At 37.5% G+C, this 15,746-nt stretch carries 8 protein-coding genes and 1 pseudogene; 4 read left to right on the forward strand and 5 right to left on the reverse strand.

Going from position 1 to position 15,746, the window contains the following annotated elements:
- The first annotated feature begins 157 nt into the window (after positions 1–157).
- From CYAN7822_RS28230 to CYAN7822_RS28245, 3 genes are all read left to right on the forward strand, one after another.
- Positions 158–1,066: an exosortase-dependent surface protein XDP2 gene (locus tag CYAN7822_RS28230; protein ID WP_013334386.1), complete on the forward strand. Its 909-nt coding sequence runs from the start codon at positions 158–160 to the stop codon at positions 1,064–1,066.
- A 533-nt stretch (positions 1,067–1,599) separates the two neighbouring features.
- Positions 1,600–2,904, forward strand: a complete 1,305-nt coding sequence (locus CYAN7822_RS28235; protein WP_013334387.1) for a PEP-CTERM sorting domain-containing protein — start codon at positions 1,600–1,602, stop codon at positions 2,902–2,904.
- A gap of 776 nt (positions 2,905–3,680) precedes the next feature.
- Positions 3,681–5,846: a multicopper oxidase family protein gene (locus CYAN7822_RS28245; protein WP_157871972.1), complete on the forward strand. Its 2,166-nt coding sequence runs from the start codon at positions 3,681–3,683 to the stop codon at positions 5,844–5,846.
- 199 nt (positions 5,847–6,045) lie between these two features.
- Here CYAN7822_RS28245 and CYAN7822_RS28250 read toward each other — a convergent pair whose 3' ends face one another.
- The 5 genes and pseudogenes from CYAN7822_RS28250 to CYAN7822_RS28265 all read right to left on the reverse strand — a co-directional run bounded on the left by CYAN7822_RS28250 (position 6,046) and on the right by CYAN7822_RS28265 (position 12,982).
- Positions 6,046–7,821 (reverse strand): DUF8201 family protein, encoded by a 1,776-nt coding sequence (locus tag CYAN7822_RS28250; RefSeq protein ID WP_013334389.1) that lies wholly within the window; start codon positions 7,819–7,821, stop codon positions 6,046–6,048.
- 410 nt (positions 7,822–8,231) lie between these two features.
- A complete protein-coding gene (locus CYAN7822_RS39715; protein WP_245602830.1) occupies positions 8,232–9,320 on the reverse strand; it encodes a glycosyltransferase family 2 protein in 1,089 nt (362 codons plus the stop codon).
- A gap of 63 nt (positions 9,321–9,383) precedes the next feature.
- A pseudogene (gene galE / locus CYAN7822_RS39720) lies at positions 9,384–10,376 on the reverse strand (UDP-glucose 4-epimerase GalE); the annotation flags it as partial.
- A 10-nt stretch (positions 10,377–10,386) separates the two neighbouring features.
- Positions 10,387–11,877 (reverse strand): NAD(P)/FAD-dependent oxidoreductase, encoded by a 1,491-nt coding sequence (locus tag CYAN7822_RS28260; RefSeq protein WP_013334391.1) that lies wholly within the window; start codon positions 11,875–11,877, stop codon positions 10,387–10,389.
- 76 nt (positions 11,878–11,953) lie between these two features.
- Positions 11,954–12,982: a glycosyltransferase family 2 protein gene (locus CYAN7822_RS28265; RefSeq protein WP_013334392.1), complete on the reverse strand. Its 1,029-nt coding sequence runs from the start codon at positions 12,980–12,982 to the stop codon at positions 11,954–11,956.
- A gap of 522 nt (positions 12,983–13,504) precedes the next feature.
- On the opposite strand from CYAN7822_RS28265, the gene CYAN7822_RS28275 reads away from it, so the two are divergent.
- Positions 13,505–15,403 carry an Ig-like domain-containing protein gene (locus tag CYAN7822_RS28275; protein WP_013334393.1) on the forward strand — a complete coding sequence of 633 codons (1,899 nt, stop codon included), beginning with the start codon at positions 13,505–13,507 and terminating at the stop codon, positions 15,401–15,403.
- Positions 15,404–15,746: the final 343 nt, after the last annotated feature.

The raw sequence follows: 15,746 nt of genomic DNA on the forward strand, positions 1-15,746 counted from the left end.
CAAACTACTACCGTTCAAAAAAGTGCTGTGGTAATCTCTTGTCTGTAATTACGGTATTTCGATAAATATACTGTAATTTATACCCTAGCTCACTTGATTAAAACATTTAATCTATTAAACGTTAACAACCTTGACTTTTTGTGAGGAGCATTATCTAATGAACAACCTGTTACTCAAAACCATTGCAGTCTTTACCACTGTTACCTCCACTTCTATCACAATGCTTGCACTGATACGTCCGGCAAGTGCAGCAATATTTACGCCATTTTCTTTTAATACCCATGTCACCGCAACTCCTGCATCCGATCCCAATAGTGGCCTACTCAATGACCCAACTCGTGATGTGCGGCTTGACTCAGTAGAATTTCAAGGCACAACTGTCACTAACTTTGAACTGGTTAACAAAGCCACCATTCTACAAAATGATACTTACACGCTTGCCGATGGTACAGTAGCAGGGGTACTTCATGTAGGACGCGGGCCCAATACAGCCAACGATCCATTAATTACTGAAGGCCCATCAAAAATTAACCCTACAGCCACAGATATTGTTGAAACCTTGGGCAATTTAAACCTTAATAGTATTTTGGTCACTCGTGAAAATGCAGACCGAGCCAGTATAGAAGTCTCTTTTGCCAACCCAGTTAATACATTTTTCTTTTGGGAACGAGGCGGCACAGCAGGAGGGCCTATCGCTGGAGATAGTGACCTGCTAGTGGAAGCATTAAGTGATGATTACAGTACCGTGTTGGCAAGTTATAAAATCTTGAGGAGTAATTATACCAAAGCTAACTACAATATCAGCACTCAAGTGTTTCCAGTGCTGAATAATGGACCGTTTAATATTGGTTCAATAGGAATCCGTTTAGGTGGAATTACGACAAAAACATTGCGGCTCACAAGCGCCAATAATAATGGACTTAGACTAGACATACCAAGGGACAATGGGCCTGATTTTAAAGTTCTAGCGGCTAATGTTCCTGTACCTGAACCTATGACTTTATTAGGAGTAGCCACAGCTTCCATATTCGGAACTTACTTTAAACTTAAACGGACAAACCATTAATCTACCTAGCTTTAAAATACTTGAGCCTGCTTATTGCCTCTGCTCCCTTTTTAATCTAATATAATAAAAGTTACACACTAAAAACTTAAAATAATGATTTCATATCCTCAGTGATTCCTGAGCGTTGCGAAAAATCACGAACAATCTCAAATCCTTATTTTTTCATCACAGTGCGTAACTCCTATTTAATAAGATATTAATTGATTTTCAAAAAACCTTTGGAAAAAATTAATATAAGCTTTAAAGCTAAAAAACGAGGAAAATAGCTTAATAATGAGATTTTTTTAATTATATTGCTACAAAATTATATCAATGATTTAGCGTAATTATTGAAGATATCAAAATTGACTACATATAATTTTAATAATTTATTCATATTTATCAATAGCGGCTATAGATTGACTTTAAGAATTTTCTTATCATTTTTTAGGGTATTTTAAAACCCCCTCAAGAATAATAGTTTTCTAAGAATAGCTCGCTTATGATTTATTTAAAGTTTTTTTAAGCATAAAGAGCAAACAATCGGGACAAATATGTTATCTAGGGCAGCTAAAACTCTTGGTGTAGCTAGTGCTACTTCTTTAACCTTTTTTTCTTTGTTAGTTGGGTCTGCTAGTGCGGCATCGACAAATCTTGGCTCGCTTTCAGGAATTAAATTTAATGACCTCAATAAAAATGGAGTCAGAGATTTACTCGAAGTCGGCTTGCCAGGATGGGAAATTCAATTACTTAACTTTGAAGGTCACGTCATCAAAACTACCACAACTAATCTGTCAGGCTATTACCAATTTACCAATTTATCTCCCGGCCCTTATGTGGTTCGGGAAGTGATGAAACCTGGTTGGAAACAGACGTTGCCAACTTTTCAGAAAAATCTTCAATTAGGTCAAGTTTTAGGACCTTGGGACTATGATGATCCGGATACTGAATGGCCTTCAATCGCACCGGATGCCTCGGGCAACTTTCAATCGCCAGTAAACATCACCCAGACTCCCTCTATCAATTTAGGTCAATATCTCTCAATCAACTATTCTGGCCAACAAGCTGATTTCATCAAAAACACCGGACTTAACTTTGATCTTGAATACCATCCAGGAAACGCAAACTTCATCAACGTGAGTGGGGAAAGATTTGATCTACAGCAGTTTCATTTTCACTATGAAAGTGAACACGCTATTAATAATGTCCTCTCAGATATGGAATTACACTTCGTCAACCGCCATGCCAACGGAGGACTATCTGTTCTTGGCTTGCTGATTGAAGAAGGAAATACTAATACTGCCTTAGCACCTCTTTTTGATGCTATTGCAAATCAACTGACAGCCAATAATGGACAAATACCAGCTAATGTGCCATTTACACAACAACTAAATCTAGCGAGTCTTTTCCCTAGTAATCTTAAGGGCTGGTTTTACAATGGTTCTTTGACGACTCCCCCAGCAACTGAGGGGGTTAATTGGTTTGTGTTTGAAACTCCCATTCAAATGTCGGCAGCACAAATAGACATTTTTCAGGATTATCTAGCAAGTATTAATCTGACCCATAACAACCGTCCTTTGCAAGACCTGAATGGCAGACAGTTCAACGAACATAATCATGAAGAAACCATTAATGGCGGTTCGATTTCTGGCCTCAACTTTGGCAATGCTCTAGATTTAGGACTCTTAGGATTAAAGCAGTTTAATTATAATGTCGCTGTTAATGACAATGAGATTTCTGATCTCGACTTTGGCAACACTGCGGTCGCCACTCCTGAACCTTTAACAATTTTAGGTACTGCCGTTGCCATCGGTTTTGGCGCAAGGTTCAAACAACGCTTAGGTAAAAAGAAAGCTTAAGCTCATTCTTGCACTAACAAATTTCCGGGTACATCCTCCCCACCCAAATTAAAGATTATGGGTGGGACTTCCGAACACAACGTCAATTGCTTGAAATGCTTGCCTTTTGCCGCTTTGGCTCAGGGTAAGCTTTTGCCTGTTAAGTACCTGGACATAAATAAAGCCTAGCTCCGCGCCACTCCGTGTACATGATGTTAAGAAATGTAAAAATCTTGAAAGCCTTTCCTGTTCCCTGCTTGCACTGAGCTTGTCGAAGTGTTCGCTGTTCCCTGCTTGCACTGAGCTTGTCGAAGTGTTCGCTGTTCCCTGCTTGCACTGAGCTTGTCGAAGTGTTCGCTGTTCCCTTGCCAAACAGTTAACTTTACTTATGTCCGACTACTTACAATTTATTGTTAACAAAATTTACAATGAGTTTGCGTTTTTTAATTAAAAATCATAATATAAAACAAGGAGATGAGTCAATTATACCAAAGATAGATAATTAAGTACCTGGACATCAATAAAGTCACTGCTGTTAAAAAATGTAAAAGCCCCCAAAGCTTTTATTGTTTAGTGTGCCATGTTCCCTAATCTACTGTTGTTTTATTTAACTTGAGTTTTGTCCAGGTACTGAGCGGCTCAAAAGATTTCGTGAGGAGTTTTACACTCTAAGTATTTTTGTATACTTTAAGGATAAAGAAATGCTCAAAAAATTTGAGAAACGAGAGCAGGCTCTTGGTTTCTATGTATCTACTAGCACAAAGCTGATAGTGGCGGCTTTGATCATGGTGCAGATCATGATTTTTTCAGCGCAACCCGCCCAAGCTCAGGAAGTTCCAACATCACCCAATGGACAAAATTCTCCGGGTTCAACAGTGGAACAGAAATCAAACCAATTTCGCATAATTCGAAAGATAAAAAATCCTCCAATTGCCCAAACCCGGCGGGCAAAAAATTACGAAAAAGTATATGACCTAAACATTGAATATACTCAGAGCCAACTTTTTAATCCAAGAACTGGAAAGTATGATCAAGTCAAATTACGCAGCTATACCGATGCTAATGCTAAACCCTCTCTAGCAGAATCATCTGATCAAAAAAAAGGCATTTATGTGGCACCACAAGTCATCGTTAGTCCGGGCGATACTGTGCGTATGAACTTAAATAACTTGTTGTCACAAGATTATACATGCCAAGACAGTATTGCTAAAGAGAAAGATGTTAACAATCCGCATTGCTTCAATGGCACAAATTTGCATACTCATGGTTTGTGGATAAGCCCTGTTGGTAATAGCGATAATGTCTTGGTATCGATCAATCCGGGTGTTAAATTCCAATACGAATTCAACATTCCTTTAGACCATCCGGCGGGGACTTTTTGGTATCATCCTCATCGTCATGGTGCTACAGCACTTCAAGTATCGAGCGGGATGGTAGGTGCTTTAATTGTCAAGGGTGACCGACTGCCTAGCAAAAACGTTAACGGAAAATATACAAAGGGCGATATCGACGTTTTGCTCCAAGAAAAACAATCAGATGAACTAGGGGCACCAATCGGGCCGATGAAAGAGAATGTTCTAGTTCTACAGCAAATTCAGTATGCCTGTCTCGACGAAAACGGTAATATTAAGGTTATAAAAGACTCAGGCGGAAAGATCCTTGCATGGGATTGTAAAAGTGATGACTCAGATCCAAAAAATAATGACACAGGAGTAATTGAGTTTTACAAAGATCCAACAGGGAACGGGTTATCTAAAGCCGCTAGTTGGCAAGAGTCGAAACGTTTCACTAGCATTAATGGGCTAATTTGGCCGACCTTCGAGACAGAAGCCGGGAAAATAGAACGGTGGCGGCTAATTCATGGCGGTATACGGAATACTATTCGTTTAAAGTTCTTTCCGGCAAAATCTACTCTCATTTCTGAGGAGCCAATCAACAATAATACAACCAATAGTCCATCTATCAACCAATACATCCAGGAAAATTGTGAATTAGACAAGCCGCCGATTCCATTCCATGTAATTGCCAATGATGGTTTGACGAGATCGAAGGCTAGGGAAACAAATGAAAGCATCTTACAGGGTGGCTACCGCATTGATGCGTTAGTTGTTTTCCCCAAAGCGGGTTCTTATTGTGTGGTAGATGATCAAACACAAGCATCAGGAAGCATTAGCCAAAATCCTGAGCAAGTTCAATTGCTTGCTAAAGTAAAGGTGGATCAACCTACCACAACGAGCCATGACATACTGAGTAATTTAGCGAAGCCAACAAACAGCCAAGAATCCATTATTCATCGATATCTAAAAAAACGGCTGATTGAGTCGGCTAAACTTGCCTTTCGGGGTGAGGTTAAGGAAGTTGTCATCAAAAACCTAAAAGATGAGCTAAGTTTATCGCCCTTTATTTGGTATCCGGATATTGAAGAAAACGAAGTCACCGGCCATCAGGAACTCGCTTTTTACATTGATACCAATAATGCCAACAAAGTATTATTCGAAGTCAGCAACGGCATACGCACGAGGTTCAACCCCCAACCTTATGATCCCAAACGCATCGATCGACAGTTGGAGTTAGATGGTGTTGATGAATGGACTTTACAGTCGTACTTTGGCAGCCATCCCTTTCATATCCATGTAAATCCTTTCCAAATTGTCAAAATCCTCGACCCCACAGGTAAGGATGTCACGGCTGAAGGAAAACTTGATAATCTTGAGAGAGGAAAAAATAATCAGCAAATCATAGACCCCGAATATGCGGGATTTAAAGGCGTGTGGAAAGATACTCTCTGGATAAAAAGTCTGAATTCGCCAACGTCGCCTCGCGGTGGAGCTTATACCATTGTCGTCCGCACCCGTTATAAACGTTATATCGGCGAATTTGTTTTGCACTGCCATATTCTTGATCATGAAGATCAAGGCATGATGGAAAACGTCAACATTGTTATGCCTAATCAAGTATTTTAGGTGAGTTACGGCGCGGTTTAAAACTTATCTTTATTTCATTACAAATCACCGCGCCTACTTCTCTCAGAGCTTGCTATTTCTCAGATTTAGGAGTTACGCACTCCCAATTAAAAACAACAATTTTATGTCATCCACCAGCGTTAGCGAAGGATCGCGGACAATCTCAAAGCCTAATGATTTCGTGGAGAGTGCGTAAGTCCTAAGATTCTTTTTTAACATAAACAAAACCTGCGCTAATACCTTTAGAAGGATCACGAAGTTGAATATTTATGGGAATAGGCCCAAGCGTACAAGGTAACTGACTTCCCCAACAGAGCGCACTTAGAGGAGACGGATAAACATACTCTATATCATTAATTTGTGCTTTTGCAAGTTCAACAGTTGGTAAAGCCGGTGGAAGAAAAAGTCGAGACTGAGCTATGCCTTGAATACAGAATACAGTAGCCAAGCCGACGAAAAACATCGGTTTATTGAAATATTTTTTTACCAAAAAATTAGACGGAGCTAGTAAAAATTTTTGCCAGTTAACTTGAGCTTTAATATTCAGAAAAATTTTATCAAAGAAAATTGCAGCAATTAAAGTAGGAATTAAGATAAAATAACCTATACCATACCTCAACTCAGGAGCTTGTTTAAAAATAATAATCATACCTACTATTCCTATTAATAAAACCCAAATTGCTCCTAATAAGGACTTTTTATTAATAAAAAATAGTCCCAAAAATACTCCTATAACCGCTATAAAGTTTAGTAAAATAATAATTAAATTTAATATTGAAGATTTTGACCACTTCCAGAGTATCCACAACCAAAAATTATCCCCATCAGAAGGACGGCCAAGCAATGCCCAATCAACACCTATTTTCTGGGTAGAGAGAGCGGTTGTATTTAAAGAAAGTGGTGACCAAGGAAGATTGACGCACATAAAAGTTGAAGGAGACAACGGACATCCAGATGTCATCACTCCAAAAATCAGCATGGGCGAAAGTAACAGAAAAATAATCAGAATTAAAATCAAAAATCGCTGAATGCTTAAGGGTTTTTTAAAAAGATAAAAAAAGCTTGTTACCAATAAAATAGGAATAGCGGTCAGCTTCATGCTCACTGCCCCTATGGATAAAAATAAAGGAATAACGCGCTCATCCATCAGATAAGTTTTATTTTCACTGGCCCCTGTTCTTAAATAAGACTGATCTGAAATTATTAAAATTGTCCAAGCTATAACGCCGGTTAATAATAAAATTAATATATCAGGAGAAGGCGAAATAAGAATTTGTGCCATTATGCTTTTTCCTTTAATAAAAGGCAAAGTTCTAAAAATTAATAAAGGAAAAGCGATAAAATTAAAAATAGTAATAAAAATATCAGCAAATCGTATTTTATTAGTAAAAATATGAGTCAAACTAATAATAAAATGCAAAAGAAAAATCAAAAATGCCAAACCATTTGTCACGGCAACTGTTTGGTAATTAAATATATTCCAATTTAAAGGCGCGGCTAAAGCAAACCAAGAGGAAGTCCAACCGAACCTAAAATGAATTAAAGCTAGACCCGGTACCATTCCATATTCAGCTAACCAGCGAATAGCTCCCAAGTGATAAAGGCCTGTATCAATCCAAGTGATGGGTTGAGTCATGAAAGCCGCCACAGCTAACTCTAAAGTCAGAAATCGGCAAATTAAGCTCCAAGAAAGCCTTGAACGCAAAGCAATTAATTCAGTTCGTGTACCAGATGACTGTAGGGAGAAAAAAATTAAACTAATAGCGAGTAGAAGGCCAACCAAAGGCGATAGAGGAAAAACCAAAGAAACTGCGAGAAGCGAAATTGACAGAGCGACTAATCCTAGCCAAACAGCAGCTATAAAGCGATCTCCCGTGCGTTTAAAACTACTAGCTTGCAAGATATTAAGTAGGGCTGTTCCTATTAATAAACAGACAAAAATAAGTAATATCCAAATACCTATAAAATAAAGCATTTTGCTATCGGCTCCTAGACAAATTATTTATAAAATTAAATTTTTAAGCGGCTCATAAGTACCTGGACATAAATAAAATTTATGATGTTAAGAAATGTAAAAGCCTTGAAAACCTTTTTTGTTACCTGTTCATACCAAATCCTGGTTAGTTACCCCTTTTATAATTTAGCCCGCGTAGGATTGCTCTGTTCGTTGAGCCAGCCCCTTCAGGGTGAGGAAATTAAAGGGGGGTAAGTAAGCCGGATTCAGTATCACACAGTTTTTAAACCCAAAATTCTCGGTAATATTTAACAAACAATATAATATAGTGAGAGGCAATGGTTTTAGGCATTTTACATTTATTAACACCGTAAACCTTTGCCGCTTGCTTTTTAACCTAGAGAGCAAAATTAGAATGCTCCCTTTTGTTTTTACTTTGTTAATGCAGTATAGGCGTTTTTAATCACAAAATGAAACATATCATTAACCGCTACTACCCCTGCTTGAGAAATTTTATTATTTTGTATTTCTTCAAAGCTTAAGGGTTTCGTTTTGCTCATTAACTTAGAAACTTTTGGCTGGCTCTCAGAGGTTTTTAAGCGTAAAAATTCCCAGGAAGAAACAGCCAAATTTTGCATTAATAATTTATATAATTCAGGACGTATCAAAAAAGTCATCAATTCTGCTTTAACCGCTTTTTTAAGCCAAAACTTTGCTATTTTTTGATTCCCCGCCTTACTACTTTGAGCGGCAAAATAGATATATAAATTGCTTTTTGATAAGCGATAAAAAAGCTGAGGAATTTGGGGCTTATTTTCTTGAACCTTTTTTAAAATCAACTCATGAGACCTAGCCATCGTGTGGTAATTTCGAGACATACTTTCTGAAAGCTTACGATAACCGACTAAAAATTCTTGAACAACTTTAAATTCATAAAATTCGGCAATCCGTAAATAAAGGTCCCAATCTTCACAGCCTTGAGCATTCTGCTTTCTAAATTCATCACTATACCATCCTACCTTGTCTAGGGAACTGCGCCGAATCATGGTACAACTGGCATTTCCTAAAAAATTATGACAAAGTAAAGTAGAATATACATTTCCCACTATCTTAGCCGCACGAAAAGAGCCTATAGGTTGGTCATTTTCATTAATATCTACTGACCATGAATAAACGACACCTACAGACGCTCCCCCTTCAAGCATACACTGTACTTGTTTTTCTATATTTTCGGGATACCAAATATCGTCAGCATCCACCGGCGCAATAAACTCTCCTTTAGAATGTTGAATGCCCAAATTCCGCGCGGCAGCTACCCCAGAATTCGCTTGTTGTAATAATCTAACTCGCTTATCTTGACGAGCAAAAGCTTGAACAATTTCTTGAGTCTTATCTTGAGAACCATCATCAATCACCAAAACCTCTATATTTTTGTAGGTTTGAGATAAAACAGACCTCAGAGTTCCTTTAATAAATTTTTCTGCATTATAAGCAGGAATAATAACAGAAACTAGCGGCACACTAGCGGGAACAAGATCAGCACTAATTTTTAGCTGTATATTTTTAGCTCTCTCTACACTTATTTGATGCCAATTCCAAGCATGAGTAATAATATCTTTTAAGTCTGAATATTGAGGTCGCCAGCCTAATATTTTTTGAGCTTTTTCACTACTTCCCACTAAAACCGGTGGGTCTCCTAAGCGGCGCTTTTCTTCAATGACTTTAATAGGCTTTCCTGTGACGACTTTAGCGGTTTCGATTACTTCTCTAACAGAAAAACCCTTGCTATTTCCTAAATTAAAAACGTTGCTCTCTTCTCCTTTGAGCAAGTATTCTAATCCCAAAATATGAGCATTCGCCAAATCAACTACATGAATATAATCCCTAATACAAGTTCCGTCAGGGAGAGGATAATCTGTACCCAAAATAGAGATAGAGTCTCTTAAACCTAAAGCTGTCTGTAAAACCAAAGGAATTAAATGAGTTTCAGGTTCATGCTTTTCTCCGAGTAGTCCTTGAGGATCTGCACCTGCCGCATTAAAATAGCGAAAACAAACTGATTTTAGTCCATAAGCCCGATCAAAATCTGCTAAGATTTTTTCTGCCATTAATTTACTACGGCCATAGGGATTAATAGGATTTTGCGGCTGGTCTTCTGTCACAGGAATAGACTCAGGAACTCCATAAGTAGCACAGGTAGAAGAAAAAACTATCCGTTTAACATTAGCCGCTACCATTGCTTCTAATAAAGTTAAAGTGCCTACAACATTATTGCGGTAATACTTAGCCGGGTCCATCATAGATTCTCCTACATAAGCATAAGCCGCAAAGTGCATGACAGCATCAATCGAGTAGCGAGAAAATATCTCATCTAGCAAAGGGCGGTTATTAATATCTCCGATAATTAATTCCGCTTGTAAAACTTCTTCGACTATCTCACGATGACCATAGACTAAGTTGTCTAAAACGATCACTCCATAGCCAGCTTTTTGTAAAGCTTTTACAGCATGGCAACCAATATAGCCGGCTCCGCCAGTGACTAGAATAACAGGTTTAGATGGGTTTAAATTATTCATAATTTTTCTTCTATTTTGTACTCGCCAAAGTTAAAGTTTTAGTTTTTGATTGTTTTACAACAAATTCTTCTTGATAAGAGCGTTCTGTATTCACTTTCCATAAATCATGTTTCGCTCCCATGATGTTTTCTGCCGCTAAAAGACCGGCTAACATCGAGTGATCTTGATTATTGTAACGGTGCATTCCATTACGGCCAATGGTTTGTAAATTTTCAAAGCTATCAAGATAGTCTTGAAGCACGGCTAAATGCTGAGTATATTCAGCATCATAAACGGGATAAGCTTTTAATTGACGAATAACTGTACCATCTTTAACTTTATCAATGCTATCTACTAACCCTAAATTAACCACTTCACGACTGGCTAAAGCAATTAACTCTTTCTCTGATAACTCCCAAAGTTGATCTCCTTTACTACAAAAATATTCCATTCCGAGACAGGTTTTATTGGCATCCGGAACCATCGCCGGACTCCAATTTTTAAAATTTTGAATTCGTCCGACTTTAAATTCTGGACTGTGAATATAAATCCAGTTATCCGGAAATAGATGTTTTTGGTCAATAATGAGAGCAACAATTAAAAAATCTCGATATTTAAGGCTTCTGGCTGCTCTAAGAACTGCTTCAGGCGGCAAAGGATCAAGTCGATGAATCAAAGCAGAAATCGGCATACTTGAAATAAAATTGTCTCCTTCAATAGAGAAATTTTTTCCTTCTTGTTGAACAAGAATACGCTTAATTCTTTTGTCTTCTCTTTCAATCTTAATAACTTCTGTATTTAAGTAAACTGGTGAGCCTTTTTGATTTAATTTCTCTTCAAAGCGCTCCCACATCATGCCTGGCCCTAAAATAGGATAGTCAAATTCTTTGATGAGAGTTTTTGTATCATTACTGCCAAAAAAAGCATTAATGATGGCTTTTTTTAATGAAAGTCCTTTAATCCGTTGTGCCGCCCAGTCTGCTTGGATTTGAGTACAAGGAATTCCCCAAACTTTTTCCGTATAACTTTTAAAAAATGTTTGATAAAGACGTTCACCGAAACGGTTAGTTACCCATTGTTCAAAATTTTTCTCTTCGGGAAGAGGACGTAATTTAATTTTTAAATAACTAGACATGATCCGCAAACTCCCAATCATTCCTAAGTTATTAAGCGCGTTGAGGGGTTCTAGGGGATAACTAAAAAACTTTTTGTTGTAATAAATGCGGGATAAACGAGGCACCTTAATAAAATCATTTCCTAACACTTCCTGCCATAAATGTTGAACCTCTGGCACTTTGGTAAAAAAGCGATGACCGCCAATATCAAATCGATAGCCCTTGTAGGTTTCTGTACGGGCAATGCCTCCCACTTTATCGGCTTTTTCTAAAACGACAGATTTTAAACCATGTTTAGCTAATTGGTAAGCGGCAGTTAAACCTGCTGGGCCTCCTCCGATCACTACGGTAGAATGGACGCTGTTTTTGGGGTTATTTTTAATTAAGTTCAATTTTGTACAAGTCATAGAAGTTTACGCAGGATAGAGAATTATTAAAACCAATTAATTAACAGATTTTTGATGATTAATATTAAAATTTAATTTAACTTAAAGCTAAATTATATAGATTTTTTTTATATTTATTTTTAATCATATAATTTGCTGTTCCCACTGCAAAACCGAAACCACTGTAAAAATAATAAAGCCAGTGCCAAGGAAGAACTTTTAGAGTAAAAGTCCAGCCACGTTTTTCTTTAAAGAAGCGATAAACAGAGAGATTAAGGCCCACTAAAGTTAAACCTAAAACAAATACAACAACGAAAAATTTAGGCAACCAGAGCGCAGCCAGAAACGCCGCTAATAAGCTATAAGTTAAAACAATACTGAATCGACTCGACCATTGTAGATTGAGATCGTTGATTAAACATTGATCACGATGAATTAACTCTGTCCAAGGAATGGCGCGGTAAAAAATGTCAGCTTTTAGTAAAGACAGAGGAGTCCAGCGTTTTAAATGCTTAACTTGTATATACTTGCAAAGTCGAATCGAATAGCCGGCGGCTTTAAGTCGATACCCTAATTCAATGTCTTCAATACTAGCACGACGATAACTTTCGTCAAATCCTCCTATTTCTAAAAAGACATCACGCCGAATTGCTCCACAAGCACCCCAAAATGTTGAGGCTTCTTCAGAGGCTTGTTGATGGGTATAGTGATGAAAAAGGTTTTTATATTGAGATAAAAAGTTAGCTTCTCCAGGATTTTCGTCATAAGAACCTATTAAAGCCTCTAAATTAGGGTTATTTTGCCAAACTTGACTTATTTTTGCTAAAATGTCCGAATAAACCGCTACATCTGCGTCAAGAAAAAGTAGAATATCGCCTTTAGCTATTTTTGCGCCTATATTTCTTGCTGTGGCTGGACCGCAGTTAACGGGTTGTCTAATCACGGTAGCTCCGAAATCTTCTGCAACTTTACCAGACTCATCCGTGCCACCATCAACGACAACAATAATTTCTAGGGGACAAGGATCAAGAGTTGCTAAACTTTCTAAACATCTATGAAAGCCCTCTCCGCCGTTGTAAACTGGAATTATGACAGATATAAAGCTATTAGAGAGCAAATTTTCCATAAATCTATCTTAAATGGCTTTTACGTTGGATCTAATAACATTCTATATAAGTGAGTTGAGAAATAGTGTATTACTTCTTGTTAGTGATGTATAACTTGTTGTTATTCTTTTGCATTTGGGCCAATCGATTATAGTTTTGCTGACATTGGCCAAAAAAAAATTTTCTAAGAAAAATCTTATATAGAACAGATAGGTTTAAAGCCGCTCCGTAACCCACCCCGAGATTTTGTATCATTATGAACATTTTTTTGCACGAGGCCGAAAAAGCTATGCATGGCAGCTTAGCCGCTTTGCGTAATAGATAGTTATTAATTTGTTCTAATTTCTGATACCGAAACAACCTTAGTTTTAACTATAGTTTTGTCTTTATAGGAAAATTATATCGGTAAAAGAAAATACTTATTTTTAAGTTGATCTTTATGAAAAATCGTTATTTGTACGGGAGCTTTTTAATTATATAAAGATCAATAATGTATTATCCAAGCAAAATTATTTTCTTAAAAAATCGAGGAGAATAAGGTTATGGCAGACATTACTAACAGTTCTATATTGTCTCTTAGTGCATTAGATAGCATTCCTATGGCTCAAAACGATAGTGCGACGAGCTATAAAAATTTTAGTATTACTCTCTTATCTAGCGACTTACTCAAAAACGATAGTGACCCCAATGGTGCTTCTTTAAAACTTACGGGAGTGAGTAATGCTGTCAATGGAACTGTTGGCTTAAATAGTACGGGAAATATTATTTTCACTCCTAATTATGAATTTACTGGCAATGCGGGTTTTACTTATACTGTCAGTAATAGTTATGGAGCAACTACCACAGCAAGCGTCAATGTTTCAGTCTTAAACTATACGGCTGGAACTACATACTATGTCAGTCCAACAGGAAATGATAAAAGTGCTGGCACTTCACCTACTCAAGCCTGGAAAACTATTACTAAGCTTAATAATATAAATTTCAAAGCGGGTGATCGTATTCTCTTTCAAGGAGGAGCAACTTTTAGCGGCAACCTTTCTTTTAATAATAGAGATGTAGGTACAAGCGCGGCCCCCATTATTATTAGCTCCTATGGGACAGGAAAAGCCATCATTAATGCCGGCACCGGTACAGGCATTACAGCTTATAACACTGGAGGTTATCAGATTTCTAATCTTGCCATCGTTGGTTCTGGCACGGGTACTAACACCGGTAACGGGATGAATTTTTACAATGATTTAGCGAATAATACCAAGCTGGACTATATCAATATTAGTAATGTAGATGTCGGTGGTTTTAAAGACAGTGGTATAAAAATTGGTAGCTGGAATCAAAATAGCGGCTATCGCAATGTGACCGTTAGTAATACTATTGTTCATGACAATGGTATTAGTGGATTGATGACCTATGCTGAACTCCCCAACAGTCATGAAAACGTCAATGTTGATTATGTACAAGCTTACAACAACTTTGGCACACCCGGAACCTGGAACGGTAGTGGTAGCGGCATAGTTTTAGGAGCCGTCAACACCGGCAAAATTGAACATTCCATTGCTCATGATAATGGAAAATTGGATGATACAGGTGCCGGGCCAGTGGGAATATGGACTTATGATTCTAACAATATGCTCATTCAATACAATGAGTCTTATAATAACCGCACAGGTGGAACAAAGGATGGAGGGGGATTTGACTTTGACCAAAATGTCTCTAATTCCATCATGCAATATAACTACTCTCATGGGAATGATGGGGCTGGCTATTTACTCTGTCAAGGAGTCGATAATTATAGCTTTACAGGCAATACCGTCCGCTACAATATCAGCGAAAATGATGGACGTAAAAATAGTTATGGAGGCATCTACGTTTATGGCAGAATCGTTAATACAGAAGTTTACAATAATACAGTTTTTATCAGTCCTGCCACCACAGGAAACCCTAAAGCCCTAAAAATTGAAAACACTGCTGCTGCTACTTTGGATGTTAGTAGTTTGCATCTGCGTAATAATATTTTTCAGACCACTAATGGAGTACAATTAGTTGAAGTTACGGCTGGTCAACTTAATGGTTCAAAAGATTTGTTATTTCAAGGAAATGACTATTATTCCACAGGAGGAGCCTTTAAAATTACCTGGGGAAGTACCACTTATGATAGTTTAACGAACTGGCAAGCCGCCACCAATCAAGAAAAAGTATCCTCTCAAAATGTAGGATTAAGTGTTGCTCCAGGATTACTTAATGCTGGTGGAGGTACTACCATTAATAATACTTACAACTTGGCTTCATTAGATGCCTATAAATTAGGATCTACCTCTCCATTAATTAATGCTGGGTTAAATTTGAATAGTAATTTCGGTATTAATACTGGGCTTAATGATTTTTATAGCTCTGCATTACCTCAAGGTACAGGATACGATATTGGGGCGAATGAATGGAAATAAGCCATTAAAGCTCAAATTTTTGAGTAATTGTCCCTAATGCTCCATCTATTTTTACTGCTGGCTCCTTGTGAGCAATAGCCAAGAACCAAGCACTTCCTCACCTCATAATGTTTATAATACTACTTACATCACTTTCAAAACCTCGTCGTTAGGTTAAGGCATGGGAAAACCCAACCAAGAAAATTTCCCAAGCATCCTAGTCAAACCTCAAAACAAGTAAAATGCTCTCAAACATATAAATATTAAGCATTTGACTATTTTTGAGGTTAAAACCCTATCTAAAAATATTTTTAGGTACTAGGTTGCAAAAGTCTTGTTTTTTGGTATAATTTAGCGATAATTT

This window comes from Gloeothece verrucosa PCC 7822 (assembly GCF_000147335.1).
Lineage (GTDB): Bacteria > Cyanobacteriota > Cyanobacteriia > Cyanobacteriales > Microcystaceae > Gloeothece > Gloeothece verrucosa.

Excerpts from the sequence above, each read along its gene's own strand:
- CYAN7822_RS28230 (WP_013334386.1), top strand. The coding sequence starts at position 158 with ATGAACAACCTGTTACTCAAAACCATTGCAGTCTTTACCACTGTTACC.
- CYAN7822_RS28275 (WP_013334393.1), top strand. The coding sequence starts at position 13,505 with ATGGCAGACATTACTAACAGTTCTATATTGTCTCTTAGTGCATTAGAT.
- CYAN7822_RS28260 (WP_013334391.1), bottom strand. The coding sequence starts at position 11,877 with ATGACTTGTACAAAATTGAACTTAATTAAAAATAACCCCAAAAACAGC.
- CYAN7822_RS28245 (WP_157871972.1), top strand. The coding sequence starts at position 3,681 with ATGATTTTTTCAGCGCAACCCGCCCAAGCTCAGGAAGTTCCAACATCA.
- CYAN7822_RS28250 (WP_013334389.1), bottom strand. The coding sequence starts at position 7,821 with ATGCTTTATTTTATAGGTATTTGGATATTACTTATTTTTGTCTGTTTA.
- CYAN7822_RS28235 (WP_013334387.1), top strand. The coding sequence starts at position 1,600 with ATGTTATCTAGGGCAGCTAAAACTCTTGGTGTAGCTAGTGCTACTTCT.
- CYAN7822_RS28265 (WP_013334392.1), bottom strand. The coding sequence starts at position 12,982 with ATGGAAAATTTGCTCTCTAATAGCTTTATATCTGTCATAATTCCAGTT.